The organism is Vibrio sp. AIC-3, from assembly GCF_013114515.1.
GTDB classification, from domain to species: Bacteria; Pseudomonadota; Gammaproteobacteria; order Enterobacterales; family Vibrionaceae; genus Vibrio; species Vibrio crassostreae_C.
In genome coordinates, this window is the sequence record NZ_VTXG01000039.1 from 12,529 (window position 1) to 35,912 (window position 23,384).

General features: G+C 45.9%; 22 protein-coding genes and 1 riboswitch. Of the genes, 11 read left to right on the top strand and 11 right to left on the bottom strand.

Going from position 1 to position 23,384, the window contains the following annotated elements; all coding sequences use genetic code 11:
- Nucleotides 1-23 precede the first annotated feature (23 nt).
- The 5 genes from rarD to tpx all read left to right on the top strand — a co-directional run bounded on the left by rarD (nt 24) and on the right by tpx (nt 5,705).
- Nucleotides 24-932: an EamA family transporter RarD gene (rarD, locus tag F0229_RS19770; protein ID WP_171733518.1), complete on the top strand. Its 909-nt coding sequence runs from the start codon at nt 24-26 to the stop codon at nt 930-932.
- Nucleotides 933-1,018: 86 nt separating this feature from the next.
- Nucleotides 1,019-1,813 (top strand): AraC family transcriptional regulator, encoded by a 795-nt coding sequence (locus F0229_RS19775; protein WP_171733519.1) that lies wholly within the window; start codon nt 1,019-1,021, stop codon nt 1,811-1,813.
- A gap of 98 nt (nt 1,814-1,911) precedes the next feature.
- On the top strand, nt 1,912-2,574 hold the full coding sequence (locus tag F0229_RS19780) for a LysE family translocator (RefSeq protein ID WP_017061328.1): 663 nt from the start codon (nt 1,912-1,914) through the stop codon (nt 2,572-2,574).
- A 91-nt stretch (nt 2,575-2,665) separates the two neighbouring features.
- Nucleotides 2,666-4,423, top strand: coding sequence for a gamma-glutamyltransferase (ggt, locus tag F0229_RS19785; protein WP_171733520.1), 1,758 nt, complete (start codon nt 2,666-2,668; stop codon nt 4,421-4,423).
- Between the two features lie 784 nt (nt 4,424-5,207).
- On the top strand, nt 5,208-5,705 hold the full coding sequence (gene tpx / locus F0229_RS19790) for a thiol peroxidase (RefSeq protein WP_171733521.1): 498 nt from the start codon (nt 5,208-5,210) through the stop codon (nt 5,703-5,705).
- Between the two features lie 121 nt (nt 5,706-5,826).
- Here tpx and uvrD read toward each other — a convergent pair whose 3' ends face one another.
- Entirely contained in the window at nt 5,827-8,001 is a 2,175-nt protein-coding gene (gene uvrD, locus F0229_RS19795; RefSeq protein ID WP_017061325.1) for a DNA helicase II, read from the bottom strand.
- 264 nt (nt 8,002-8,265) lie between these two features.
- Between uvrD and F0229_RS19800 the strand changes: the two genes are divergently transcribed.
- The 4 genes from F0229_RS19800 to F0229_RS19815 all read left to right on the top strand — a co-directional run bounded on the left by F0229_RS19800 (nt 8,266) and on the right by F0229_RS19815 (nt 10,675).
- On the top strand, nt 8,266-8,526 hold the full coding sequence (locus F0229_RS19800) for a DUF2282 domain-containing protein (RefSeq protein ID WP_004736650.1): 261 nt from the start codon (nt 8,266-8,268) through the stop codon (nt 8,524-8,526).
- A gap of 64 nt (nt 8,527-8,590) precedes the next feature.
- Complete coding sequence (locus F0229_RS19805) at nt 8,591-9,451, top strand: DUF692 family multinuclear iron-containing protein (protein ID WP_171733522.1); 861 nt, start codon at nt 8,591-8,593, stop codon at nt 9,449-9,451.
- Nucleotides 9,448-10,215: a DNA-binding domain-containing protein gene (locus F0229_RS19810; protein ID WP_171733523.1), complete on the top strand. Its 768-nt coding sequence runs from the start codon at nt 9,448-9,450 to the stop codon at nt 10,213-10,215. The genes F0229_RS19805 and F0229_RS19810 overlap by 4 nt, the downstream gene beginning before the upstream one ends.
- Before the next feature lies 1 nt (nt 10,216).
- Entirely contained in the window at nt 10,217-10,675 is a 459-nt protein-coding gene (locus F0229_RS19815; protein ID WP_017085662.1) for a DoxX family protein, read from the top strand.
- An 86-nt stretch (nt 10,676-10,761) separates the two neighbouring features.
- Here the strand turns inward: F0229_RS19815 and F0229_RS19820 are convergent, their stop codons facing one another.
- Together F0229_RS19820 and F0229_RS19825 are read right to left on the bottom strand one after the other, a co-directional pair.
- Nucleotides 10,762-11,043, bottom strand: coding sequence for a hypothetical protein (locus tag F0229_RS19820; protein ID WP_004736654.1), 282 nt, complete (start codon nt 11,041-11,043; stop codon nt 10,762-10,764).
- Between the two features lie 102 nt (nt 11,044-11,145).
- Nucleotides 11,146-12,345: a multidrug effflux MFS transporter gene (locus F0229_RS19825; protein WP_029235524.1), complete on the bottom strand. Its 1,200-nt coding sequence runs from the start codon at nt 12,343-12,345 to the stop codon at nt 11,146-11,148.
- A 101-nt stretch (nt 12,346-12,446) separates the two neighbouring features.
- On the opposite strand from F0229_RS19825, the gene F0229_RS19830 reads away from it, so the two are divergent.
- Together F0229_RS19830 and F0229_RS19835 are read left to right on the top strand one after the other, a co-directional pair.
- Complete coding sequence (locus tag F0229_RS19830; RefSeq protein ID WP_017061320.1) at nt 12,447-13,388, top strand: LysR substrate-binding domain-containing protein; 942 nt, start codon at nt 12,447-12,449, stop codon at nt 13,386-13,388.
- A gap of 122 nt (nt 13,389-13,510) precedes the next feature.
- Nucleotides 13,511-15,301, top strand: coding sequence for an aminopeptidase P family protein (locus tag F0229_RS19835; protein WP_171733524.1), 1,791 nt, complete (start codon nt 13,511-13,513; stop codon nt 15,299-15,301).
- A 114-nt stretch (nt 15,302-15,415) separates the two neighbouring features.
- Here F0229_RS19835 and thiH read toward each other — a convergent pair whose 3' ends face one another.
- From thiH to F0229_RS19875, 8 genes are all read right to left on the bottom strand, one after another.
- Nucleotides 15,416-16,528, bottom strand: coding sequence for a 2-iminoacetate synthase ThiH (gene thiH, locus F0229_RS19840; protein WP_171733525.1), 1,113 nt, complete (start codon nt 16,526-16,528; stop codon nt 15,416-15,418).
- 7 nt (nt 16,529-16,535) lie between these two features.
- Nucleotides 16,536-17,300, bottom strand: a complete 765-nt coding sequence (locus tag F0229_RS19845) for a thiazole synthase (protein ID WP_017072448.1) — start codon at nt 17,298-17,300, stop codon at nt 16,536-16,538.
- Between the two features lie 2 nt (nt 17,301-17,302).
- Nucleotides 17,303-17,512 carry a sulfur carrier protein ThiS gene (thiS, locus tag F0229_RS19850; protein WP_017061316.1) on the bottom strand — a complete coding sequence of 70 codons (210 nt, stop codon included), beginning with the start codon at nt 17,510-17,512 and terminating at the stop codon, nt 17,303-17,305.
- Complete coding sequence (locus tag F0229_RS19855) at nt 17,509-18,291, bottom strand: HesA/MoeB/ThiF family protein (protein ID WP_017062994.1); 783 nt, start codon at nt 18,289-18,291, stop codon at nt 17,509-17,511. The genes thiS and F0229_RS19855 overlap by 4 nt, the downstream gene beginning before the upstream one ends.
- Nucleotides 18,281-19,573, bottom strand: a complete 1,293-nt coding sequence (locus F0229_RS19860) for a thiamine phosphate synthase (RefSeq protein WP_171733526.1) — start codon at nt 19,571-19,573, stop codon at nt 18,281-18,283. Before F0229_RS19860 ends, F0229_RS19855 begins: the two co-directional genes overlap by 11 nt.
- The gene (thiC, locus tag F0229_RS19865; RefSeq protein WP_102321142.1) at nt 19,573-21,522 is read right to left on the bottom strand and encodes a phosphomethylpyrimidine synthase ThiC; all 1,950 of its coding nucleotides are present in this window, start codon (nt 21,520-21,522) and stop codon (nt 19,573-19,575) included. Before thiC ends, F0229_RS19860 begins: the two co-directional genes overlap by 1 nt.
- A gap of 129 nt (nt 21,523-21,651) precedes the next feature.
- Nucleotides 21,652-21,750: riboswitch (TPP riboswitch) on the bottom strand.
- Nucleotides 21,751-21,812: 62 nt separating this feature from the next.
- Complete coding sequence (gene crcB, locus F0229_RS19870) at nt 21,813-22,196, bottom strand: fluoride efflux transporter CrcB (protein WP_171733527.1); 384 nt, start codon at nt 22,194-22,196, stop codon at nt 21,813-21,815.
- Nucleotides 22,197-22,296: 100 nt separating this feature from the next.
- The coding region (locus tag F0229_RS19875; RefSeq protein ID WP_253821013.1) for a multicopper oxidase family protein at nt 22,297-23,384 on the bottom strand (1,088 nt) is incomplete at its 5' end.

Sequence of the window (23,384 nt, forward strand, 5' to 3'; positions counted from 1 at the left end):
CACTCTGTGCTAGAGAAAGATGCATGACTCCAGAAGAACAACAACGTACGCGCCAAGGTATTTTGCTTGCTGTCGGTGCTTACACCATGTGGGGTATCGCCCCTATATATTTCAAATCTTTAAGTGACGTTTCCCCGTTAGAGATCCTTAGCCACCGTGTAGTATGGTCTTTTTTCCTACTCGCTTTTTTACTACACATTGGCCGCAGCTGGCGTAAAGTTCGCGACACCTTGACATCAAAACCAAAAATGCTCTATTTGGTGGCGACCTCTACTTTAGTGGGTGCCAACTGGCTGATCTTTATCTGGGCGGTGAACTCCAATCACATGCTCGATGCCAGTTTGGGGTATTACATCAACCCGCTGATTAACGTGTTACTTGGGATGCTCTTCCTTGGCGAACGCTTACGTAAGCTGCAATGGTTTGCTGTGGCTCTGGCTGCGATTGGCGTATTAATCCAATTAATTGCCTTCGGCTCAGTGCCTATCGTCGCCATTGCCCTAGCCTTTAGCTTTGGTTTTTATGGCTTGCTGCGTAAGAAAGTCAGCTTAGAAGCACAAACGGGTCTGTTCATTGAAACTCTGGTGATGCTGCCTCTCGCCGCAACCTACTTACTGTTTATTGCCGATAGCCCGACCTCAAACTTATCGATGAACCCGATGCAACTCAACCTATTACTGGTTGCTGCCGGTGTGATCACCACGGTTCCATTGCTGTGTTTTACTGGCGCTGCAACTCGCTTGAAGCTATCAACACTCGGTTTCTTCCAGTACATCGGTCCAAGCTTGATGTTCTTACTGGCGGTTCTGATCTACGGCGAAGCCTTTACCTCAGATAAAGCGATCACCTTTGCTTTCATATGGGGAGCACTGGTTATTTTCAGCTTTGATGGCCTGCGTAACAACAAGAAGAACAAACGCGCGAAACAGTGATATTGATCGTTTTTTACAAGACAATCCCTTAATACGCAGATAAGCTTGGTTGAATTGATGACTATTTGACCAAGCTTTTTTGTACCATGGATAAAGTCCACTACTACTCGACATCTAGCCAAGATATCAGCCTGATCCAAGCTCAATACCAAGAGTTTGCCTTTCAACGCCACTATCATTTGGACTTTCACATCGGCTTAATTACCCAAGGGCAGCAAAAGTTCGCCTACAAAGGGACGAGCCACCATGTCGGTGCAGGCCAAGTTGTTATCATGCCACCTGATGAGCTGCATGATGGGCACTCCAAACTCGATTCAGGTTATCAAGTCAGTGTGTTTGCAGTTTCTCCCGAATGGTTTCAAGATCTTGCCGATCCCAAGCAAAATGGTCACACATTGGGCTTTTCTGAGTTGATCCTCTCCGATCAAGCTGCGTTTTTACAATTACGCAACTTACACGGCCTGTTAATCAATCAAAGCATCAGCCAACTCGCTCAAGATTGCTTACCATTCGAGGGGTTCTCAACGATTGTCGATCGTTATGCAAAATTTGGATCGAAGAGTGACATCAAACTGGGTAATCAATCGATTAATACACTCAAAGACTATTTGATGGCGAATTTGGACCAGCCAGTGCGATTAGAACAACTGTCTGAGCTGTGCGGCTTAACCACAACTCAATTCCAACGCCACTTTAAGAACAGAATGGGCATCACCCCTTACGCGTGGCTGAGCCGTTTACGTATGGAACAGAGCATGCGCCTGATTAAATCTGGGATCTGTGGTACTAAAGTCGCGCACCAAGTAGGCTTCTATGATCAAGCACACTTCTCCAAGGCATTCAAAACCACATTCGGCGTACCACCCTCACAAATCAACTAAGTGTTGATAATTTACAATTGCTCGATTTCAAATCGCGGTAAGCTACGCTCAATACGATTACTTATTTAATAATAGCGGCAACGTTATTGAGAACTGACATGAACGAAGTCACCATACTGATCACCCTCGCCTCTATCCATTTCATCGCTTTGATGAGCCCCGGCCCTGACTTTGCGTTAGTCGTGCAAAATGCGACACGCCACGGCAGACAAACAGGCTTGTACATTGCGCTTGGTTTATCTTGCGGGATCTTACTGCATTCGTTGCTCAGCCTGACGGGAATCAGTTACCTAGTCCACCAGCAACCAACCCTATTTGCCATTATCCAGTTGGCTGGCGGTAGCTACTTGCTGTACTTAGGCTACGGTGCACTTAAAGCAACCTGGCAAATCATTCAGAACCACGACGATGACGACGATACCGTCAATGCCAAAGATCTGATTCTGACCAACAAGCGTCAGGCATTTTCGAAAGGGTTTGCGACCAATATTCTCAACCCAAAAGCTTTGGTGTTCTTTATTAGCTTGATGTCGAGCTTAGTGCCTGCCGACATGTCTCTATCAGGTAAAGGCTTTGCGCTTATTATCTTGTTTGGTCTGTCTCTGTTTTGGTTTTCACTACTGGCGTGGATGCTTTCGACTAAGGCTCTACAGAAGAAACTTAGCGAAGCAACGGTATACATCGATGGCTTATGTGGCGTGGTATTCAGCCTGATTGGCGCGAGTATTCTTTGGCAGTCGCTGTCCGGTTTAATCGCTTAAATTCGAATCAAGATTACAATTCGTTAACAACGCACTGGCTATCTAATCTTTCCGCTGCCAATCTAGCTCTGCATATTAAAAGGAGAAGATCATGCAGTGGAAAACAAAACTAACAACCCTCGCCACTTCTACCCTACTTTTTGCCTCTCACGTCAGTTGGGCAAATCAAGCTGCCGATTCCGTCGCACCCGAACAAAGTAGTGGTTTAGAAACCAAACAACTCGTTAAAGCCAACGATTGGATGGTCACCTCAGCCAACCCTCTTGCAACACAAGCCGGTGCTGATGTACTTGCCCGTGGTGGTAACGCAATTGACGCCATGGTTGCCGTGCAGCTTATGCTTGGCTTAGTGGAACCTCAGTCATCAGGTATTGGTGGCGGCGCGTTCCTTGTCTATTTTGATGGCAAAGACAAACAGCTCAAGACCTACGATGGCCGTGAAACTGCGCCACTTGATGCCACCCCACGTCTATTCCAAGACGAAAACGGACAACCGCTTAAATTCTATGATGCCGTGGTTGGCGGTCGTTCTGTTGCCACGCCGGGCACGGTGCAATTGCTGTGGGACACTCACCAGAAATACGGCAAGCTCGAATGGGCATCACTGATTAAACCTATCGCTCAGTTAGCTGAAGAAGGTTTTACTATCAGCCCACGTTTAGCCACCTTGATCGAAAACGACCAAGAACGTCTGAGCCGCTTTGCGACAACTAAAGCCTACTTCTTCAATGCCGATGGCAGCCCGAAAGCCGCTGGCACGCAACTTAAGAACCCTGAATACGCGGCAACGTTACACGCTATCTCGAAGGATGGTGCTAAAGCTTTCTACCAAGGTGAGATTTCTGCCGACATCATTAACACAGTACAAACAGCGAAAGGTAACCCGGGCGTATTGGCACAGAAAGATTTCGACGCCTATTCGATCAAGCAGCGCGAACCGGTTTGTTCTGCTTATGAAAGCTACGATATTTGCGGAATGGGGCCACCAAGCTCTGGTGCGTTAACGGTTGGACAAATCCTTGCAATGACTGAGCAGTTTGACCTCAAATCATGGGGGCCAAACGACGCAAAATCTTGGCAAGTGTTAGCAGACGCTTCTCGCTTAGCCTTTGCAGACCGTGGTATGTACATGGCAGACCAAGATTATGTGCCTATGCCAACCCAAGGGTTAGTGAATACTGACTATTTGCAGGAGCGTGCTCAGTTAATTACCGCAGGTAAGGCATTAGACAGCGCACCTTCAGGCACCCCACCGTGGGATCATGCGATGCAGAGAAGCCAAGATGTTTCTATTGAGTTGCCGTCCACCAGCCACTTCAACATTGTCGATAGTGATGGCAATGTCGTATCGATGACCACCACCATCGAGAACGCATTTGGCTCACGCCTGATGGTAAGAGGATTCCTACTCAACAACGAACTGACCGACTTCTCATTCAAGACTCATAACGATGGCAAGCCTATCGCGAACCGACTTGAACCAGGTAAGCGTCCACGTTCTTCAATGGCGCCGACCATTATCATGCAAGACGATAAACCTTACATGGCAATTGGCTCTCCGGGAGGCAGCCGTATCATCGGTTATGTGGCACAAGCGATCATTGCTCACACCCAATGGGACATGGATATCCAACAAGCGATCAACCAACCACACTTCCTAAATCGCTTCGGTACCTTAGATTTGGAAAAAGGAACATCAGCGGAAAACTTCAAACCTGAGCTAGAAAAGATGGGATTTGAGGTCAACGTTCGCGATCTTAACTCGGGTTTACACGCTATTCGCATCACAAAAGATGGTCTAGAAGGTGCTGCAGACCCTCGTCGTGAAGGTGCAGCCATTGGTCAATAGGGAATAATCCTCCCTTTTTACTCGCTGCCTTGTGCGAGATCTCTCACAAGGTAGTGAGTAAATATCGATATTTGATGACGAAATTAATCACCTCGACATCGTAACCAATTGAAATTAAAAGATACGTACATTTATCGTTCAAATAATTATATAGAAATTCGCTTATGCACCATTGCTGATAAATAAGGAATCGGTAATATGAATGGTGTCGGAAGGATGCTGACACGGAACAGGAAACGCCAAGGACTTGGTTATCTTCAGGATGAAGATTCGATTACTCAGGATGAATAATCGGCATGGATAGCGAAATGGACATTGAATGGACGCAATAGTAACTAGGATGGTTGCTACTAAGGAAAGACAATGGACACCTCTGGACGAGGAAAGGACTGAACATCAGGATGATGTAAAGGACACCGCTCAAGGAACAAGTGACGCGCGCTAACGAGGATTGTTGGCAGATCAGGATAAGATCAAGGACACCGCTAGGAAGGCGACGAAAGGAATACGCTGAAGGATAACAGCACACTATCATGGATTTGATGCATGGAGCACACTTAGTAGCCGGATTGCTGCGAGTAAGACTATAGACCCCGATGAGCGCAAGCTCTCGGGGTTTTTCTTTATCTGTCGTTTCACTTATTCCTCTCTCAAACAAATAAATCAAAGACCTTTAATTACAATTCTGACATTTAAAGCATTCACTTCTTAACCACTTCCGAGTAACGTAAGTCTTACTAGGCTCAACTAGTTTCATAACCATAATTAAACTAAGGACAAATTCATGTCACACGTTACCTTCAAAGGCGCTGCTGTACCACTAACAGGCACATTCCCACAAACTGGCGAACAAGCACCAAGCTTTGCACTGACTGCAGGCGACCTTTCTGAACTGACTCTTGCTTCTCTTGAAGGCAAGAAAGTGGTTCTAAACATCTTCCCAAGCATCGACACAGCAACTTGTGCAACGAGCGTACGTACGTTCAACGCAAAAGCGGCAGAGCTTGAGAACACGGTGGTTGTTTGTATTTCTGCTGACCTACCATTTGCTGCAGGTCGCTTCTGCGAACTAGAAGGCATTGAAGGCGTTCAACACGCTTCAACTTTCCGTTCTCCTACATTCGCATCAGACTACGGCGTAGCGATTGCTGAAGGTCCACTAGCAAGCCTAACAACACGTGCAGTTGTCGTTGTTGATGAAAAGGGTGTGGTAACACACAGTGAGTTGGTTGCAGAGATCACTGAAGAACCAAACTACGAAGCGGCACTTGAAGCACTGTAAGATCCCTTCTAGTCAGTCATGTATTATGACCGCTTAAAGCGGTACGCAATAAAAAAGAGCAGCCATTGGCTGCTCTTTTTGTTTTCAATAATGAACGGTTATTAGATGCTGAAGTAATAGATTAAAGCTGCTCTAAACGCGCGTAAGCCGTTACTAACCACTTAATCCCTTCACCATTAAACGCCACTTGAACTCGGCTTTGTGGGCCACTTCCTTCGAAGTTGATGATGGTGCCTTCACCAAACTTAGGGTGCTTCACGCGAGAGCCCAAGCTAAAGCCTGTTTCATTGAAGTTCTCTTTCACAGCGGTTTGGCTAAAGCGACCACTGCTTGCAGGGCGGCTGACTTGCGCTTTCATACGCACTTCATCCAGACAGGTTTCTGGCAGCTCACGAATAAAACGTGATGGCTTATGATATTTGTCCTGACCGTACAGACGACGCATCTCAGCATAAGTGATGTAAAGCTTCTCCATCGCACGGGTCATGCCTACGTAACACAGGCGACGCTCTTCTTCTAAACGCCCCGCTTCTTCGGCCGACATCTGGCTTGGGAACATGCCTTCTTCGACACCCACCATGAACACCATTGGAAACTCTAGGCCTTTAGCACTGTGCAAAGTCATTAACTGAACCGCATCGTCAAACTCATCGGCCTGACCTTCACCCGCTTCCAAAGCTGCGTGAGTTAAGAACGCCGTCAGCATGCTCATCTCATCCGCTTCTTCCGGCTTTTCAAACTGGCGCGTTGCCGTTACCAATTCTTCCAAGTTCTCGATACGTGCCTTCGACTTCTCACCCTTCTCTTGCTCGTACATAGCAAACAGACCCGACGATTTAATCACGTGGTCGGTTTGTTCATGCAGGCTAAGTTCCAACGTGTCATCTTCAAGCGCATTAATCAGCTCGATAAAACGACTTAATGCGCCCGCAGCACGACCGGGTAGCACTTGCTCTTCTATCAAAGCAACACTGGCTTCCCACATGGTTGCACCACGATCACGAGCAGCAAGACGAATCGTTTCTAACGTTTTATCACCCAAGCCACGCGTTGGCGTATTAACCACACGTTCAAACGCGGCATCATTACTGCGGTTGCTCATGAGGCGCATGTAGCTCAAGGCGTCTCTGATTTCTTGACGCTCGAAGAATCGCATGCCGCCGTAGATTCGGTAAGGTAGACCACCTTGGATCAAAGCTTCTTCAAGAACACGCGATTGGGCGTTATTACGATAAAGCATCGCGGTATCTTCTAACGCACCGCCTTTCTCTTGCCACTCTTTGATTTTGCTGACCGTGAAACGTGCTTCATCTAGCTCGTTATAAGCTGAGTACACAGAGATTGGCTCGCCATCGTTACCATCGGTCCACAGCTCTTTACCCATACGTTCGGTGTTGTTCGAGATAAGCTCGTTCGACGCCTGCAGAATGGTTTTAGTTGAACGGTAGTTTTGTTCAAGTCGAACCGTCGAAGCTCCTGGGAATTCATCCAAGAACTTCTGAATATTTTCGATCTTCGCACCACGCCAACCATAGATAGATTGGTCATCATCACCTACGATCATCACGCGACAATCTGGGCCAGCCATCATCCGAAGCCAAGCGTATTGGATGTTGTTGGTATCTTGGAATTCATCGACAAGGATATGCTTAAAGCGTGCTTGGTAATGCTCTCGAATGTGTTTCTTATCGCGTAATAGTTCATGCGATCTCAGCAAGATTTCCGCAAAGTCGACCAAACCAGCACGGTCACATGCTTCTTGGTAAGCAGAATAGATCTTTAACCACGTTTGAGTTATTGGATCATGGTAGGCGTCAATGTGACTTGGGCGTAACCCCTCGTCTTTCTTGCCATTGATCCACCAAGAAGCTTGCTTAGCAGGCCACTGCTTTTCATCGAGGTTTTGCGCCTTGATTAAGCGGCGTAGCAAACGAATCTGATCATCAGAATCAATGATCTGGAAATCTTCTGGCAGTTTTGCATCTAGGTAGTGAGCACGAAGGATGCGGTGACAGATACCATGGAAGGTGCCGTTCCACATGCCTGACGAACTACCCATCATCAACTCTTCAATACGACCACGCATCTCTGCTGCCGCTTTGTTGGTGAAGGTAACCGACATAATAGAGAACGGTGATGCTTGCTCTACGCTTTGCAGCCAAGCGATACGATGCACCAACACTCGCGTTTTACCACTGCCTGCACCTGCCAGAATAAGTAGGTTTTCTAAAGGTGCCGCGACCGCCTCACGCTGTTTATCGTTTAGGCCATCGAGTAAAAGCGAAGGATCTATCATTGGATATGCTCACTACTGGGTATTTATACATAAAAGTTGATTATAACCTAAACACTAGGCTGCGTTTAGGATAATAAGAAGAAAAAACAATCAAAAATTAACATCATTAATTCAATAACTTAAGAGATGAAACATCATTAATATTGATAATTTTTATAATACCGTGAAATTATTTCCCGGTTGTTCCAATCCTTTTTAGTAAGCAAGTTAACAATCCATTAACCTGCGATATGAAAATACTATTAAGTCCTAGAGGGAATGACTATGAAAAATTCTAATCTTGCTGTTACAGCTGCAATCACAAGTGTACTAGCGTTCGGCGGTGCAGTTCTTACATCAGCACCTGCGGAAGCAGCAGCAAAAGAAAAATGCTACGGCGTGGCAAAAGCTGGCCAAAATGATTGTGCAACCAAAACAAGCTCATGTGCGGGTACAGCAAAAGAAGACAACCAATCCGATGCGTTCGTAGTCGTACCTAAAGGGCTATGTGGCAAATTATCAGGTGGTAACACTCAATCATCATAATTGAGCTGCTTAGTATGGTGAGCTGACATTCAGCTCACCTCCACTTCTTGTTAGGAGAATCGTTGTGACTCAAACTCTTCACCCCTACGCAGGGGTTGGCCTTAGAACACCGCACTTGGACTTCTTTAGCCAAAATCCAGCCTTAGTAAGTTGGTTAGAAGTTCACAGCGAGAACTACTTCTTAGCTCAATCACCGCAACGACAACAACTCAGAGAAATTCGTCACGCACACAACATCAGTTGTCACGGTGTTGGGTTGTCGCTAGGTTCTGTTGAGCGCATCAATCAACATCATCTTGTGCAATTAAAAGAGCTCCTTGATGATATCGAACCCTTCTTGGTTTCTGATCATCTCAGTTGGAGTCAGACAGGTGGTCATTACTTCAATGACTTGCTACCGCTGCCTTACACAGAAGAAGCATTGGAAGTCTTCTGTCGTAATGTCATCGAGGTTCAAGACAGCTTGCAACGCCCGATGTTGATTGAGAACCCATCGAGCTACCTATCCTTCAAGCATTCTACTATTCCTGAGTGGGAGTTTTTGGCTGAGGTACAAAAGCGTACTGAGTGTCGCCTACTGCTCGATTTCAATAATATTTTCGTCTCATCTTTTAATCATGGCTTTAGTTGTGAAGAGTACTTAAACGGAATACCAGCAGACAAAGTTGAAGAGATTCACTTGGCAGGTTTTACCAAAAAGAAGCTTGAACAAGGTGAGATCTGGATAGACACACACAGTAAACCTGTCTGTGACGAAGTGTGGAAACTCTACACTGACTGGGTTGCACAACATGTTTTGCGCCATACCTTGATTGAGTGGGATCTCGATATCCCAGAGCCACAAGTTTTATTGGCTGAAGCAACCAAAGCCAGTGATATCTTGTATCAACACGACAAGTTCAACCAAAGGAGTCGCGCCTCATGAGCCACTCCCTAGCAGAGGTTCAATTGGAGTTTGCTAACGCCCTACGCTATCAAAACAATGGTGAGTACTGCGACATAGTGAGCGACCATTTTACCGATGAACAACGCATCCAGATTTACCGTAATAACTTTGTGATCAGCTTGAGCGAAGTTCTGGCAGCAACCTACCCACTCACTGAAATGTTGGTTGGTGAAGAGTGCTTCCAACAGATGGCTCGTCAACATGTCTTACATTATCCATCGACCTCTGGTGATGTCAGTGGTTACGGTGAACACTTTGAACAAACTATCCAAGCCTTTCCTGCGGTTATCGAGGCTGCACCTTATCTCGCTGAAGTAGCTTTGTATGAATGGCAAAAAGATAGCTTGGTGAGATGCGTTTCAGAATCACATGTCGACCAACGTCCTCTTTCTCGTTTAGCTGATGTACCGCAAGAACAACAAGGCGCTTTAGTCTTTCATCTCAAAGATTCAATAACGCTAGTTAATTCTAGCTATACGATTATCGCGCTTGAGCAGGCTATCTACCAGCAACAACTCGATGGGTTAGACATCAACCAACCTGAATTTGGGGTGTTAATCCGAGCGGAAAATTCACAGGTTGAGAGCCATCGTTTGACGCAAGAAAGCCACCAACTATTAACTGAATTGCAATCGGGTCAAACGCTCTCAGCGATAGACCCTTTACTACTACAACATCTGAATACTGTCATGGCACTTAACGTCATCTCAGGCTTTTCAATCAATGCCGAATTGGAGACATAATATGGATAACAACACAGTCACGAACATGATGGCTCAATACGACAGTTTGATTGAGAAATCACAGGCACTTTTTGTTCCCGTACTACTTCTGTTTTGTCGCCTATGGGTGGCATGGGTCTTCTTTAATTCAGGACTCACCAAGATAGCCACTTGGGATAGCACCCTTTACTTGTTTGAATTGGAATACCAAGTGCCTCTTTTGCCTTGGGAATTGGCCGCTTACATGGGTACCGCAGCTGAATTGATTCTGCCGGTATTCTTAGCGCTTGGCTTGTTAACCCGACCAATGGCTGCAGTGCTGTTCGTTTTCAATATCATGGCCGTCGTGTCATACCCTGTATTGTGGGCGCAAGGCTTCTATGATCATCAGCTTTGGGGATTAATGATTCTTATCGTCGTGGTATGGGGAGCAGGACCATTTTCATTGGATAGAATCTTAAAAGCGCAGTTCAAAAGCTAAAGCTCTTTTCCATAGCCTCTAAATTTACATAGATCCAAAACGCAAAAAACCACTCAATTGAGTGGTTTCTTTTTATCTGGAATAAACTACTTGTTTAGAAAAGCTTGTAGCTCTTCAGCAGAGATACCTTGCTCGGCTAGCTCTTTTGCTAGTAGCTGAACTTGTTCACCTTTACGAGATTCAACCACGCGTTGAAATTGGTAAATGATATCTCGCAAAGTATCAATTGGAACTTGTTTTGCCGCACTGCGAATACGCTCTTCACTTTGGTTTCCTAGCTCTTTAAGCAATTTACCAAACATGACCTTTTCAGGTGCATCTTCCATTTGTTCTAAGATGCGCGCCATTTCGTAGGTTGTTAATGACATTACAGTATTTTCCGTTGGGGACTAACGTTTCAATGAGTGACAAATATACCATGTTTTAACGTTTCGCAAACCGCCATTTGTATATTTTGTCACCCTTGAGACTTATGCCTTAGCAAACGTCGTGTGCCATGACTTACCCGCTTTGCTCGCAAGCACTAACAATGCAGGAACAATAAGGAACATTTGCAGAGCAATCATCACTTGAGACGTTAAATCAAGACGTTGCATGGTACCAACAAGCAGTCCTGAACCGCTCATTTGGAACAAGCCAAGCAACGCAGCTGCGGTACCCGCACGGTCACCAAAAGGTTCAAGTGCCTTACCGGCTGCGGCACCAAGAATCCAAGCGAAGCCAACTGAAGATAGGAAAATCGGTAGCATGAACGCGATTGGAGTAGCGTGCTCAGCAAGCACCAACATAATCACACCCGCTAAGCCCAGCGTCGAGATACCAACCACCAGTGCTTTATAGGTACCAAAACGGTCCATAAATTTAGGTGCAGTAAACGCAGCTGCAATGTTGATGGCCGCATTAACACCAAACCAGAAAGTAAACTCTTTCATGGTCAGGCCTAGGTTTTCCATCAACACAACTGGTGCAGAGGTTACATAAGCGAGAATAACCGCCATCGCCATCAGACACAAGGTTGCGTGGAAAAGGAATGATGGTGTTTTCAATACTGACCAGTATCGCTCAAGCTTGAATACCGCAACCTTTTCTGTCGCAGGGTTAGACTCTTTCATTTGGAAGAATAAGATAGTGCCAACAACGACAGCAAAGCCTGCCATAAAGCTAAAGTTCGAGCGCCAACCAAATTGATGTGTTAACCAAGCGCCAAGAATGGGTGCCAAAGCAGGAATAAAACAGATTGCACCATTAAGGTAGCTGATCATACGGCCACTCTTCTCCGGGCCAAATAGATCGCGAACCGTTGCAAAGGCTGCTACAGAAGTCGCACAAGCTCCTAAGCCTTGTAGCAGCCGAGCCATTAGCATCATATCAATCGATTGAGCTGCCCACGCCAAGCAAGCACTCAATGCATAGATACTAACACCTCCCAATGCAACGGTTCGACGTCCTAGCTTATCAGCCAAAGGGCCAGCAAATAATTGCCCGACACCCATGGCGAATAAAAACCAGGTAATCGTATCTTGTGCTAGTGCATGTTCCACGTGAAACGCTGTCGAAATTTGTGGCAGAGCTGGTAGGTAGATATCAATAGCCAGAGGGCTAAATAAAACCAACATTGCCAATAAAGCAACCTGCAGTTTACTAGGGGTTGGAAGCGCGTTAGAAGGCACAAGATTCTCCGAATGAGTTAATTTAGGTGCATAATAACCAACTAAAGATATGAACAAAAATGGCATATACTCATTAGCATTATTCCAAATAGGAAACTCATATGAATATTGAGAAACTATCGCGCCTCGACCTCAATCTATTAGTTTGCTTGCAGGTGCTGATGGAAGAGCTAAGTGTGACTCGCACCGCCCACCGATTGTGCCTAAGCCAGTCAGCGGTTAGTAAGTCATTGGCCAAACTTCGTGAGCAATTTAATGATCCCCTTTTCACGCGAAGTGCTCATGGTCTGCGACCAACACCAAAGGCGGTCTTTCTCAAACCTCGATTAGAAACGCTGATCAACCAACTTGATGTGCTCACCCAACCAGAGACCTTCATTCCCAACAACAGTGACCACAGTTTTCACATTGCGGCTGTTGAGAGCGTTTACCCACTTATTCTTCCCCACTTTTTACCAGCGATATTTCGACAAGCCCCTAAGGTGAATATCAACACCCACGCTTGGACGGAGCAAACCTTTAAGAAGCTGCAGCTCGGTGAGCTCGATATCGGACTCACAGGTAAAGACATCGACATCAACGACGCACGTTTAACTATGCTGCCGCCAGATGATATTTGCGAGCAAGAGATCTACCGTGACGCGCAGATGTGTGTGCTAAGACGCAACCACCCCGCTCTGAATGGCAAATGGGATCTGGAAACCTACCTTGCACAGCGTCATGTACAAGTAAGATGTGATGGTAACGATCGTTGGCTGCTCGACTATAAGCTTGCCGACCTTGGTCACCAACGTGATATCGCTATTTCTGTTCCAGACTTCAATAGCGCCGCAAGCCTATGTACCTACACCGACTTTGTGTTTACTGCACCAAGCCACTTTACTTACCTCGTCGCCAAGCAACTCGACTTAGTGGTTGTCCCTTTACCGATGGAATTCCCACCGATGGCATACACTCTGTTTTGGCACCGTGACAGAGAAAATGACCCAGCGTTAACTTGGCTACGAGATATCATCAAAGAAAAAACTCTGCACCTTAGATAAAAATGGCGTACAGCGTTTGCAGCAAACGAACAAAAGCGCTAGCTTATTGACCTAATAAGTCCCCTCGCATGTATATCGACTGTGAGTGTTAACAAGGACCCTAACAATAAGGATAAACACAGATGCACAATATCACTGCTGAACGCGTTGCTGCGGTTCGAGCTTGGCTTGAAACAAACAACCTAGATGCCGTTATCATTCCACATGAAGACGAATATCTAGGTGAATACGTTCCTGCTCATAACGAGCGACTTCACTGGTTAACAGGTTTCACTGGCTCTGCTGGTGCGGCAGTTATCACTCGTGAGAACGCTGCTATTTTTGTTGATGGTCGCTACACGGTTCAGGTTCGTAAGCAGGTACCAGCAGAGTTATTTGAGTATCGCCACCTTATTGAAGAGCCGGCTTTAGATTGGATCACCAGTTCTCTAGCACAAGGCAGCAAGGTTGCATTCGACCCACGCATGCACACTGCTGCTTGGTTGAAAGGCGCTCAAGCTAAACTGGCAGAGAAAGTTGAACTAACAACACTATCTTCGAATCCAATTGATGAGCTTTGGTCTGATCGTCCTGAGCCGGTGGTATCTGATGTTCGCTTAATGGCAACAGACGCAGTAGGCCAATCAAGTGAAAGCAAACGTGCGGAGATTGCTGGCTTACTAAAAGCCAAAGGTGCTGATGCCGCTATCCTTACGGAACTCGATTCGATCTGTTGGTTGCTTAACATTCGCGGCTTGGACGTATCTCGCCTACCTGTTGTGTTATCCAATGCGATCATCCACGCCGATGAAAGCGTCGACTTCTTCCTAGACCCAGCTCGTATTCCTACGGGCTTTGAAGCACACGTTGGCAATGGTATTCGCGTATCTCACCCATCAGAGCTTGAAGCACGCCTTCAATCTTTGGAAGGCAAAAATGTATCTGTCGATTCAGGTACCAGTAACGCTTGGTACACGCTGGTTCTACAAAACTCTGGTGCTCATATCATTGAAGCAGCAGACCCATGCCTAATGCCAAAAGCAGCAAAGAATGAAACTGAAATTGCCGGCATGAAAGCGTGTCACATTCGTGATGGTGTTGCGATGGCGAAGTTCCTATCTTGGATTGATGCAGAAGTCACGCAAGGTAATCTGCACAATGAAGCTGTGCTAGCAGACAAAGTTCAATCATTCCGCGAACAAGACCCAACGCTGATGGACCTAAGTTTTGACACGATTTCAGCAGCAGGCGGCAACGCAGCAATGTGTCACTACAACCACGAGAACCAACCTGAACCAGGTCAGTTAGAGATGAATACTCTTTACCTAGTCGATTCAGGCGGTCAGTACCTAGATGGTACAACCGACATCACTCGAACTATCGCGATTGGCCAGCCAAGCGACGAAATGATCCAGCAGTTCACGTTATCGCTTAAAGGTCACATCGGTATCGCGCGTGCACGTTTCCCACAGGGTACTCGTGGTTTCCAACTTGATATTCTAGCTCGCCAACACTTATGGGCAGAAGGCTTCGACTACGACCACGGTACTGGTCACGGTGTTGGTCATTTCCTAAGTGTTCATGAAGGTCCGCAAAGCATCTCTAAGAAGCTAATCGATGTACCTCTTGTTGAAGGCATGGTGTTATCAAACGAGCCGGGTTACTACCGTGCAGATGAATTTGGTATCCGTATCGAAAACCTAGAACTGGTGGTTGAGCTGCCAACTCAAGGTGACTTCTCAGTACTAACGTTTGAGTCGCTAACACGTTGCCCTATCGATAAGCGCAACATCAACGTCGATTTACTGACACGACCTGAACTTGCATGGCTTAATGATTACCACCAGAAAGTATGGAACGATGTTAGCCCATTAGTTGAAGGTGATACATTGGAATGGTTACGCCAATCAACCACTCCACTTGCTCATGCTTAATGCTTAGCTAATTCAAACTTAATGAAATGAAAAACGGCTACCTTAGGGTAGCCGTTTTTATTTGTCGATTTAACTTCGTCGATGTTTCACGTGGAACATAAATCTGTGTGTTCGCTAACCAGAGTAAGCACTGTGCCAGTCTCGCCACACAGGATCAAAACCACGTTGACGAATCATTGACTCAACATCGGCAGCACTTCGCTCATCACTTATTTCAAATTGCTCGAGTTCTTCTTCATCAGAAGCATAACCACCAGGCTGGGTTTTAGACGCAGCCGACATACTGGTGATTCCCAATGTCAACACATTGTCGCGGAAAGCTGCAGACTCACGAGTCGAGAGAGACAATTCAACCTCAGGGTTTAATAAGCGATACGCACAGATAAGTTGAACCAACTGTTTATCACTCATAATCGATTTAGGCTGCAAACCACCCTCACACGGACGAAGACGTGGGAATGAAATCGAGTAACGTGTTTGCCAATAAGTACGCTCAAGATAGTCTAAGTGAGCGGCCACGAAGAAACAGTCGGTACGCCAATCTTCCAAGCCAATCAAAGCACCAATACCTATCTTATCAATACCCGCTTTTGCCAAACGATCGGGCGTTTCGAGCCGGTATTCAAAATCCATTTTATTGCCACGCAAGTGGTGTTCCGCGTAGGTACTTGGGCTATACGTTTCTTGGTAAACCATCACCGCATCTAAGCCGAGAGTTTTAAGCTCTGCGTAGTCATCTTGATCAAGCGGCTGCACTTCCATCGCAAGATAGTTAAATTGTGCCTTAATATTCGGTAGCACTTCACGGAAGTACTTCATCCCGACCTTGGTTTCATGTTCACCAGTCACCAACAATACACTATCAAACTTCATCTTTTTGATAGCGGCACTTTCAGCATCGATTTCATCTAAAGTAAGTGTGCGACGCTTAATGCGGTTCTCCATTGAGAAACCACAATACGTGCACGCATTCGCACATAAGTTTGAGAGGTACAATGGAATATACAACGACATTGTATTGCCGAATCGCTTGCGTGTGAGTGCCAACGATTGTTGCGCCATCTGCTCTAAGTAAGGTTCTGCTGCCGGAGAGATAAGAGCCTTAAAGTCTTCCAAGTCGCGTTTAGGTTTACTCAGAGCGCGCTCAACATCCGCTGCCGTTTTACTGAAGATGGACATACCAATGTCATCCCAGTTGAGCTGTTTAAATCGATCAACAAACGTCATAAGGACACTACTCGTCTAGGAATGAAGTTAGCGGACTAGAAGCAACCGCATGAGACACCTGTCCAGCAAGACCAGAAAGGTAAGCCATACGGCCAGCTTCAACTGCCAGTTTAAAAGCAATCGCCATATCAACGGGTTGTTGAGAAGCCGCAATTGCAGTATTAACTAACACGGCATCCGCGCCCATTTCCATTGCACGAGTAGCATGAGATGGCGCACCAATACCAGCGTCAACAATCACAGGGACGTTCGCTTGGTCGATAATGATCTCTAAGAAGTCTGCCGAAGCGATACCTTTGTTCGACCCAATCGGCGCACCTAGCGGCATAACCGCAGCACAACCCACCTCTTCCAATCGTTTACACAACACTGGGTCAGCATGACAGTAAGGCAACACAACAAAGCCATCTTTAACCAGTTGCTCAGCCGCTTTTAATGTCTCAATTGGGTCTGGCATCAAGTACTTTGGATCAGGGTGAATTTCCAGTTTGAGCCAGTTTGTGCCTAGCGCTTCGCGAGCCAAATGCGCAGCAAAGATGGCATCCTTCGCGTTCTTCGCCCCGGAGGTATTTGGTAACAAGTTCACGCCAGCATCAATGATGGGCTGTAAAATATCATCTTGCTCAGAGCGAATATCAACTCTCTTCAACGCCATGGTTGCCAGTTGAGAACCGGAAGCTTCGATAGCACTCGCCATTAAATGTTTATTCGCGAACTTGCCCGTTCCAGTAAAGAGTCGTGATTGAAATGTTTTATCTGCGATAGTTAACATAGTTAGCCTCCTGCAATAGCTTGGAAAAGAGAAATAGCATCGCCTTCATTGACGACCCTTTGTTGCCACTGACTACGCGGGACAACCGCATTATTGATAGCAAAGACACAACCCAGATCGGGTAGTGAAAGCGCTTGGATGATATCCGCTAGAGACGACGATTGTGCAACCTGTTCTGGTTGCTCATTGATAGAGATCGTTATGTTGCTCATTGGGTTTCTTCTTCTAAATAGTTAACTGTAGATGTGCAGCAAACGGGGCATTCACTATCTTGAGTGACACTTAAGTTTTGCCAGTTCATCGTCTGACCATCAAACAGTTTGAGCTGATGTGTTGCAACCTGGAACTCGCCAGTGCTAATACGTTGAATCGCTGCCAGTGCTTGGAGGTTGCCTATGGTACCAACAACTGGGCCGATGATGCCGCTATCGCTACAACGTGTCGTTTGTGGATGATGACTGAACGGGAACAAACAGTGATAGCACCCTTTCTGCATCTGATAATCAAAGACAATAAACTGACCTTTCCATCCGATCGCAGAACCAGAAACCAAAGGTGTCTTGCTACCAAAACATGCTTGGTTAACCTGCTGACGTGACTCAAAGTTGTCAGTACAATCCAACACCAAATCAGCGAGCATCACCTCAAGCTCAAGCTGGCTCTGAGTCATTCGCCTATTGATGGTTCTCACTTGGTTTCGACCATTAAGCTCAGTCAGTTTTTGCTTCAGAGCTTCGACCTTAGGCGAACCTAACTGGCTTTCCTTGAACGCAACTTGTCGTTGAAGGTTAGACGAATCCACACAATCATCATCAACTAATACGATTTTCCCGATACCGGAAGCCGCAAGATAGAGAGCCGCAGCATTGCCTAAGCCACCACAACCGATGACCAATACATGGCTATCTAATAGATTGCGTTGCCCTTGCTCACCCACTTCAGGAAGTGCGAGTTGTCGTTGATAACGAATGAATTCGAAATCATTCAGCATGACTTAGCTCCTGAGTTAACTCTTTAGCAGCACCTGAAGAACGGTCAGCCATTAATGCTTCGAAGAACTCAATCACTTGTTTTGGGTCTTCGGCTAACGTAATCGCACGTACAACAGCAAGGCTCGATACCCGACAACTCCACACCTGTGCGGCCGTCGACTGGTCAATTCCACCAATCGCAACTGTCGGATAACCGGTGAGTTCTTCTGTGTATGGGATAGTATCAATCAGCTGCTGATAGAGAGATAAACGCACAAGTCCTTGAGGCTTCGATGGCATCTGCTTAGTGGTGGTTGGGAATATATGCCCCAGCGCAATATAGCTTGGGTTGATTTGCACAATGCGTAGCAACTCGTAATAACCATGAGTCGATAGACCGATCTTAATACCAGCTTGGCTCAGTTGAGATAGGTTGGATTCTTCGATGTCCTCTTGCCCCAAATGAACACCAAAAGCATCATGCTTAAGTGCCAATTGCCAATAGTCATTGATAAAAACCTGAGCGTTGTGCTCTCTACCGAGTTCGATAGATCGCGCGATTTGTTGTTCTAAATCTGCTTGCTGTGGGTTCTTAATACGCAGTTGAACTGTGTTAATTCCAAGCTTGAGCAGCCTTTCGATCCACTCAACATCATCAACCACTGGGTATAGTCCTAGGCTACTCTTACTCAATTCCGGGAACGACAGTGATGTTCCTTGGTGCGCCCAACCAACACTAATATCCAGTCGCTCATCTTCGAGAACGGGAATAGGAAAGTTTTGATAGTTTGCTGGCCATGTTCCACGTGAAACACTAGATGCTGCGCGAGCTAAAACCAGTGCATCTTCTAATGGGAATTCCAACGCCAACAAAGTAAGTAACCAAGCAAAGTGGCCACGACTATCTAACTCCTGATGAGCTGGAGTTTCACTCTTGATAGCACGATTAGAATCTAGCTGTGACCAGATATCCAATGCAGCTGAGTCATCTAAGACACCGATATAGATGGTATTCGGAGTTTGTGCCAAGGCATCGCGGACACCAGCTAGCGCCACTGAATGACTGTAATAAACGATATGATCAAGCTCACTTGAGCGACACTCCGCCAATGAATCAACATCATGAGCAAAACCAATAGATAACGCTTGCTGAGCATCAACGATAGAGAAGCATTGAGTTGGGCTTACACCCAACTCAACTGCATCGGTTGCCAAGCCTTGTCGCTTAGCAACCAATAGACAGCTTTGCACCTCTCCCGTTAGCTCAATATTTTGAGATGGGATAAGAATCTTCACTGTCATTATTCCTCTAATTGAGCTTCTTTTGCGCCTACTGCTGGGTGATAAAGTTCAGAGCCAGTATCACGGAACTCTTGTGATTTCTGACGCATCCCTTCCAACGGATTATCAAGCATCTTAATCTCGATAGCCTGATCAGCAGCCACTTGTTCAGTGTCTTTCGCGTACTCTCGAACTTCTTGAGAGATCTTCATTGAACAGAATTTAGGTCCACACATAGAGCAGAAGTGAGCAACCTTGCCCGATTCTTGTGGCAGGGTTTCATCGTGGAAAGAACGGGCTGTTTCTGGATCTAAAGCTAGATTAAATTGGTCTTCCCAACGGAATTCAAAACGAGCTTTTGATAATGCATTATCTCGGATTTGTGCACCTGGGTGTCCTTTGGCCAAGTCTGCTGCATGTGCTGCCAGCTTGTAAGTAATCAAGCCAGTCTTCACATCTTCTTTATTTGGTAAGCCCAAATGCTCTTTAGGTGTTACATAACAAAGCATCGCACAGCCGTACCAACCAATCATCGCCGCGCCAATACCAGAGGTAATGTGGTCATAACCCGGTGCGATATCTGTAGTCAGTGGACCTAATGTATAAAAAGGCGCTTCATGGCAGTGCTCTAACTGCTCGTCCATGTTCTCTTTAATAAGGTGCATAGGTACATGTCCAGGACCTTCAATGATCACCTGAACGTCGTATTCCCAAGCCACTTTAGTTAACTCACCTAGAGTACGTAACTCCGAGAATTGAGCCTCATCGTTGGCATCTGCAATAGAGCCAGGACGCAAGCCATCACCTAGTGAAAGAGCAACATCGTACTTCGCACAGATCTCGCAGATCTCGCGGAAGTGTGTGTATAAGAAGCTTTCTTGGTGATGTGCAAGACACCATTTCGCGATGATAGATCCACCACGAGAGACAATGCCAGTCACACGTTTAGCCGTCATAGGAACGTAACGAAGAAGCAAACCGGCATGAATAGTGAAGTAATCAACGCCCTGCTCCGCTTGTTCAATCAAGGTATCGCGCATCACTTCCCAGTTAAGGTCTTCGGCTACGCCATTCACTTTCTCAAGCGCCTGATACATAGGAACCGTACCAATCGGCACCGGGCTATTACGTAGGATCCATTCACGAGTCTCGTGGATATTACGGCCAGTGGAAAGGTCCATTACGGTATCGCCGCCCCAGCGAGTCGACCATACTAGCTTCTCAACTTCTTCTTCAATCGAAGAGCTAACTGAAGAGTTACCGATATTGGCGTTCACTTTCACTAAGAAGTTGCGGCCAATAATCATAGGTTCTGATTCTGGGTGGTTGATGTTCGAAGGGATGATAGCTCGGCCTTCAGCGACCTCTTTACGCACGAACTCAGGGGTAATTTCTTTAGGTAGGTTGGCGCCAAAGTTATGGCCAGGGTGTTGGTGATTAAGTTGTTCGTCAGCAAACTTCTGACGCCCCATGTTCTCGCGTATCGCAATATACTCCATCTCAGGAGTGATAATACCCTGACGAGCATAATGCAGTTGAGTTACACATTGGTCGCCAGTAGCACGACGAATTCTAGGCAGGTTTCCGTAACGAAGGTCGTCTAGGGTTTCATCTTCTAAACGTTCTTTGGTGTAAACAGAGCTTACATCATCGAGCAATTCCGTATCGCCACGCTCTTCAATCCATTGCTCTCGCAACTTAGGAAGGCCGCTATAAATGTCTATTTCATGCGTAGGATCGGTATAAACACCGGAGGTATCGTAGACATGAATAGGCTCATTAGATTCGAATACAGGCTCTTTTTTGGTGCCACCGACAAGGCTATCTGCGAGTGATATTTCTCGCACAGGGACTTGGATATCTTCTCGAGATCCTTGGATGTAAGCTTTTTTTGAATTTGGATAGGGTTGTACGGATAAAGAATCAATGAAATTCTTCGCTTCCAGTCTTGCTTGTTTACGACTCGACATAGCATTTTTCCTTGGCTTTTAGCCATTATTTATTGGGATAAAAATGCTTGACGGATTAGATGCTACAAGAGGGATCACGGTAAGAAATACAGTTGTGATCTGGAGATAGATCTCTAGAAGGATTCTAGTTAGATATCTACTCTTGTTCCCTTCGCAGGTATTAGCCTGATCAGGTTCAACGGATCCCGAGTTAACGGTCTCAGCCATATGGCACTCCGACAAGTTCGATCGAGTATATAAAAACGGCTTGGATAAACCAAGCCGAGTTGTTAACAAATCGTAAGAAAGTTTTAAGACTTTATCAAAAGTTGGAAGCCGAGCCATGCTGCTGAAATACTGAGAACCACGTTGAGCAACACATTAAGCCCCATCTTAAAGAAAGCGCCCTGCTGCATAAGAAGCACGTTATCCATCGAAAATGTAGAGAACGTAGTCAGTGCTCCAAGGAAACCGAGGCCAATGATCTGTCTCCATGGTTCAGTCGCAATCATCTCATTTTCGAATGCGGCGATGAGCAAGCCCATAATCAAAGAGCCAATTACGTTAACAGTCAGCGTACCGTAAGGAAAACCACGCCCTAACATCACAACGCATAACTCTGAAATCAAGTAACGTGAACAAGCACCAAACGCGCCACCGATGGCGATAAAACCTAAAATAGATAACTGACCCATGAATCCTCCCAAACAATAATCCCTATATTCTAGCTTTAACGCCGATAAAAGCGAGGGTAGAAACTAAGAATGCACGCTCAAATATTAAACGTTACAGGTGTCACTTAACTTCAATATATCCCATCAAACCCGTTTTCATGTGTTCTATAACATGACAATGATACATCCAGCGGCCAGGGTTGTCGGCTACAAATGCAACTTTAGCTCGGCCATTTTTTCCAAGTAACACTGTATCAGTATGGAAAGGTTCTTCAACTTTCTTCCAATCAAGTTCCAATACAGTGAATGTATGGCCGTGAATGTGAATCGGGTGATGATATTGAGTGACGTTCTTAAGATCGAATATATAGGTTTTTCCCAGCTCTAAAGTCGCCAACGGTTCAGGGATATTATCTTTGCTCATCCCCTCCCATGCTCGTTTATTAGTTATCCAAAACTTAGGCATAGATTTTCCATCTTTAGATACTGGAGAAACCGCCCCTTCCCATTCAAATAAAAAGTCGATTTCTTCTGCATTAGCCAAATCTAAATTGGGCACAGGATTAAGGGGTAAAGAAGGCAGAGAGCGATTCTCAACAAGGGTTGAATCTACAACCTCGAACTCACACAAAGAGAAAGGAAAGCGTCCTTTCATTTGAAGGACGCTAACTCGCCCACCGGCTTTGGGTGCTATCAGTCCAATATCCACTCGCATCCCTGGACCAATTTTATGTTGCGTCAGCTTATAAGGTGTTTTTACAGGGTTACCATCAATGGCAATCACCCATGCCTCAGCCCCTTCGACAGCTATAGGGTAAGTGATCGTATTGTCGACATTAGCGATACGTAGCCTGGTTGTTGCATGTTGTTTTAACTCATAGATAGGCTCATGTATTCCATTAACGCTACTCCACTCTCCTGGCGTACCCATACGAGCACTGAGTCGTGGGATCATTAGATCTTTCCATTGGCCTTTCTTATCTATATGCCAATGTTTAAGCATCAGTGCGTGCTCTTCATCAAACGGCACTGGAATGCTCTCCTCAACGATAATTAGACCAACCAAGCCCATACCAAGCTGCTTAACGCTGTTCATATGTGGGTGATACCAATTAAAGTAAAAATGTGATCTAATTAAGATTGATGAATTATTGTGAAATTTAGCCATGGATAGCCTTAATAACACTGACTTCAAAAAGCTTGCGAGCC

Excerpts from the sequence above, each read along its gene's own strand:
- rarD (WP_171733518.1), top strand. The coding sequence starts at position 24 with ATGACTCCAGAAGAACAACAACGTACGCGCCAAGGTATTTTGCTTGCT.
- F0229_RS19775 (WP_171733519.1), top strand. The coding sequence starts at position 1,019 with ATGGATAAAGTCCACTACTACTCGACATCTAGCCAAGATATCAGCCTG.
- F0229_RS19780 (WP_017061328.1), top strand. The coding sequence starts at position 1,912 with ATGAACGAAGTCACCATACTGATCACCCTCGCCTCTATCCATTTCATC.
- ggt (WP_171733520.1), top strand. The coding sequence starts at position 2,666 with ATGCAGTGGAAAACAAAACTAACAACCCTCGCCACTTCTACCCTACTT.
- tpx (WP_171733521.1), top strand. The coding sequence starts at position 5,208 with ATGTCACACGTTACCTTCAAAGGCGCTGCTGTACCACTAACAGGCACA.
- uvrD (WP_017061325.1), bottom strand. The coding sequence starts at position 8,001 with ATGATAGATCCTTCGCTTTTACTCGATGGCCTAAACGATAAACAGCGT.
- F0229_RS19800 (WP_004736650.1), top strand. The coding sequence starts at position 8,266 with ATGAAAAATTCTAATCTTGCTGTTACAGCTGCAATCACAAGTGTACTA.
- F0229_RS19810 (WP_171733523.1), top strand. The coding sequence starts at position 9,448 with ATGAGCCACTCCCTAGCAGAGGTTCAATTGGAGTTTGCTAACGCCCTA.
- F0229_RS19815 (WP_017085662.1), top strand. The coding sequence starts at position 10,217 with ATGGATAACAACACAGTCACGAACATGATGGCTCAATACGACAGTTTG.
- F0229_RS19820 (WP_004736654.1), bottom strand. The coding sequence starts at position 11,043 with ATGTCATTAACAACCTACGAAATGGCGCGCATCTTAGAACAAATGGAA.
- F0229_RS19830 (WP_017061320.1), top strand. The coding sequence starts at position 12,447 with ATGAATATTGAGAAACTATCGCGCCTCGACCTCAATCTATTAGTTTGC.
- F0229_RS19835 (WP_171733524.1), top strand. The coding sequence starts at position 13,511 with ATGCACAATATCACTGCTGAACGCGTTGCTGCGGTTCGAGCTTGGCTT.
- thiH (WP_171733525.1), bottom strand. The coding sequence starts at position 16,528 with ATGACGTTTGTTGATCGATTTAAACAGCTCAACTGGGATGACATTGGT.
- F0229_RS19845 (WP_017072448.1), bottom strand. The coding sequence starts at position 17,300 with ATGTTAACTATCGCAGATAAAACATTTCAATCACGACTCTTTACTGGA.
- thiS (WP_017061316.1), bottom strand. The coding sequence starts at position 17,512 with ATGAGCAACATAACGATCTCTATCAATGAGCAACCAGAACAGGTTGCA.
- F0229_RS19855 (WP_017062994.1), bottom strand. The coding sequence starts at position 18,291 with ATGCTGAATGATTTCGAATTCATTCGTTATCAACGACAACTCGCACTT.
- F0229_RS19860 (WP_171733526.1), bottom strand. The coding sequence starts at position 19,573 with ATGACAGTGAAGATTCTTATCCCATCTCAAAATATTGAGCTAACGGGA.
- thiC (WP_102321142.1), bottom strand. The coding sequence starts at position 21,522 with ATGTCGAGTCGTAAACAAGCAAGACTGGAAGCGAAGAATTTCATTGAT.
- crcB (WP_171733527.1), bottom strand. The coding sequence starts at position 22,196 with ATGGGTCAGTTATCTATTTTAGGTTTTATCGCCATCGGTGGCGCGTTT.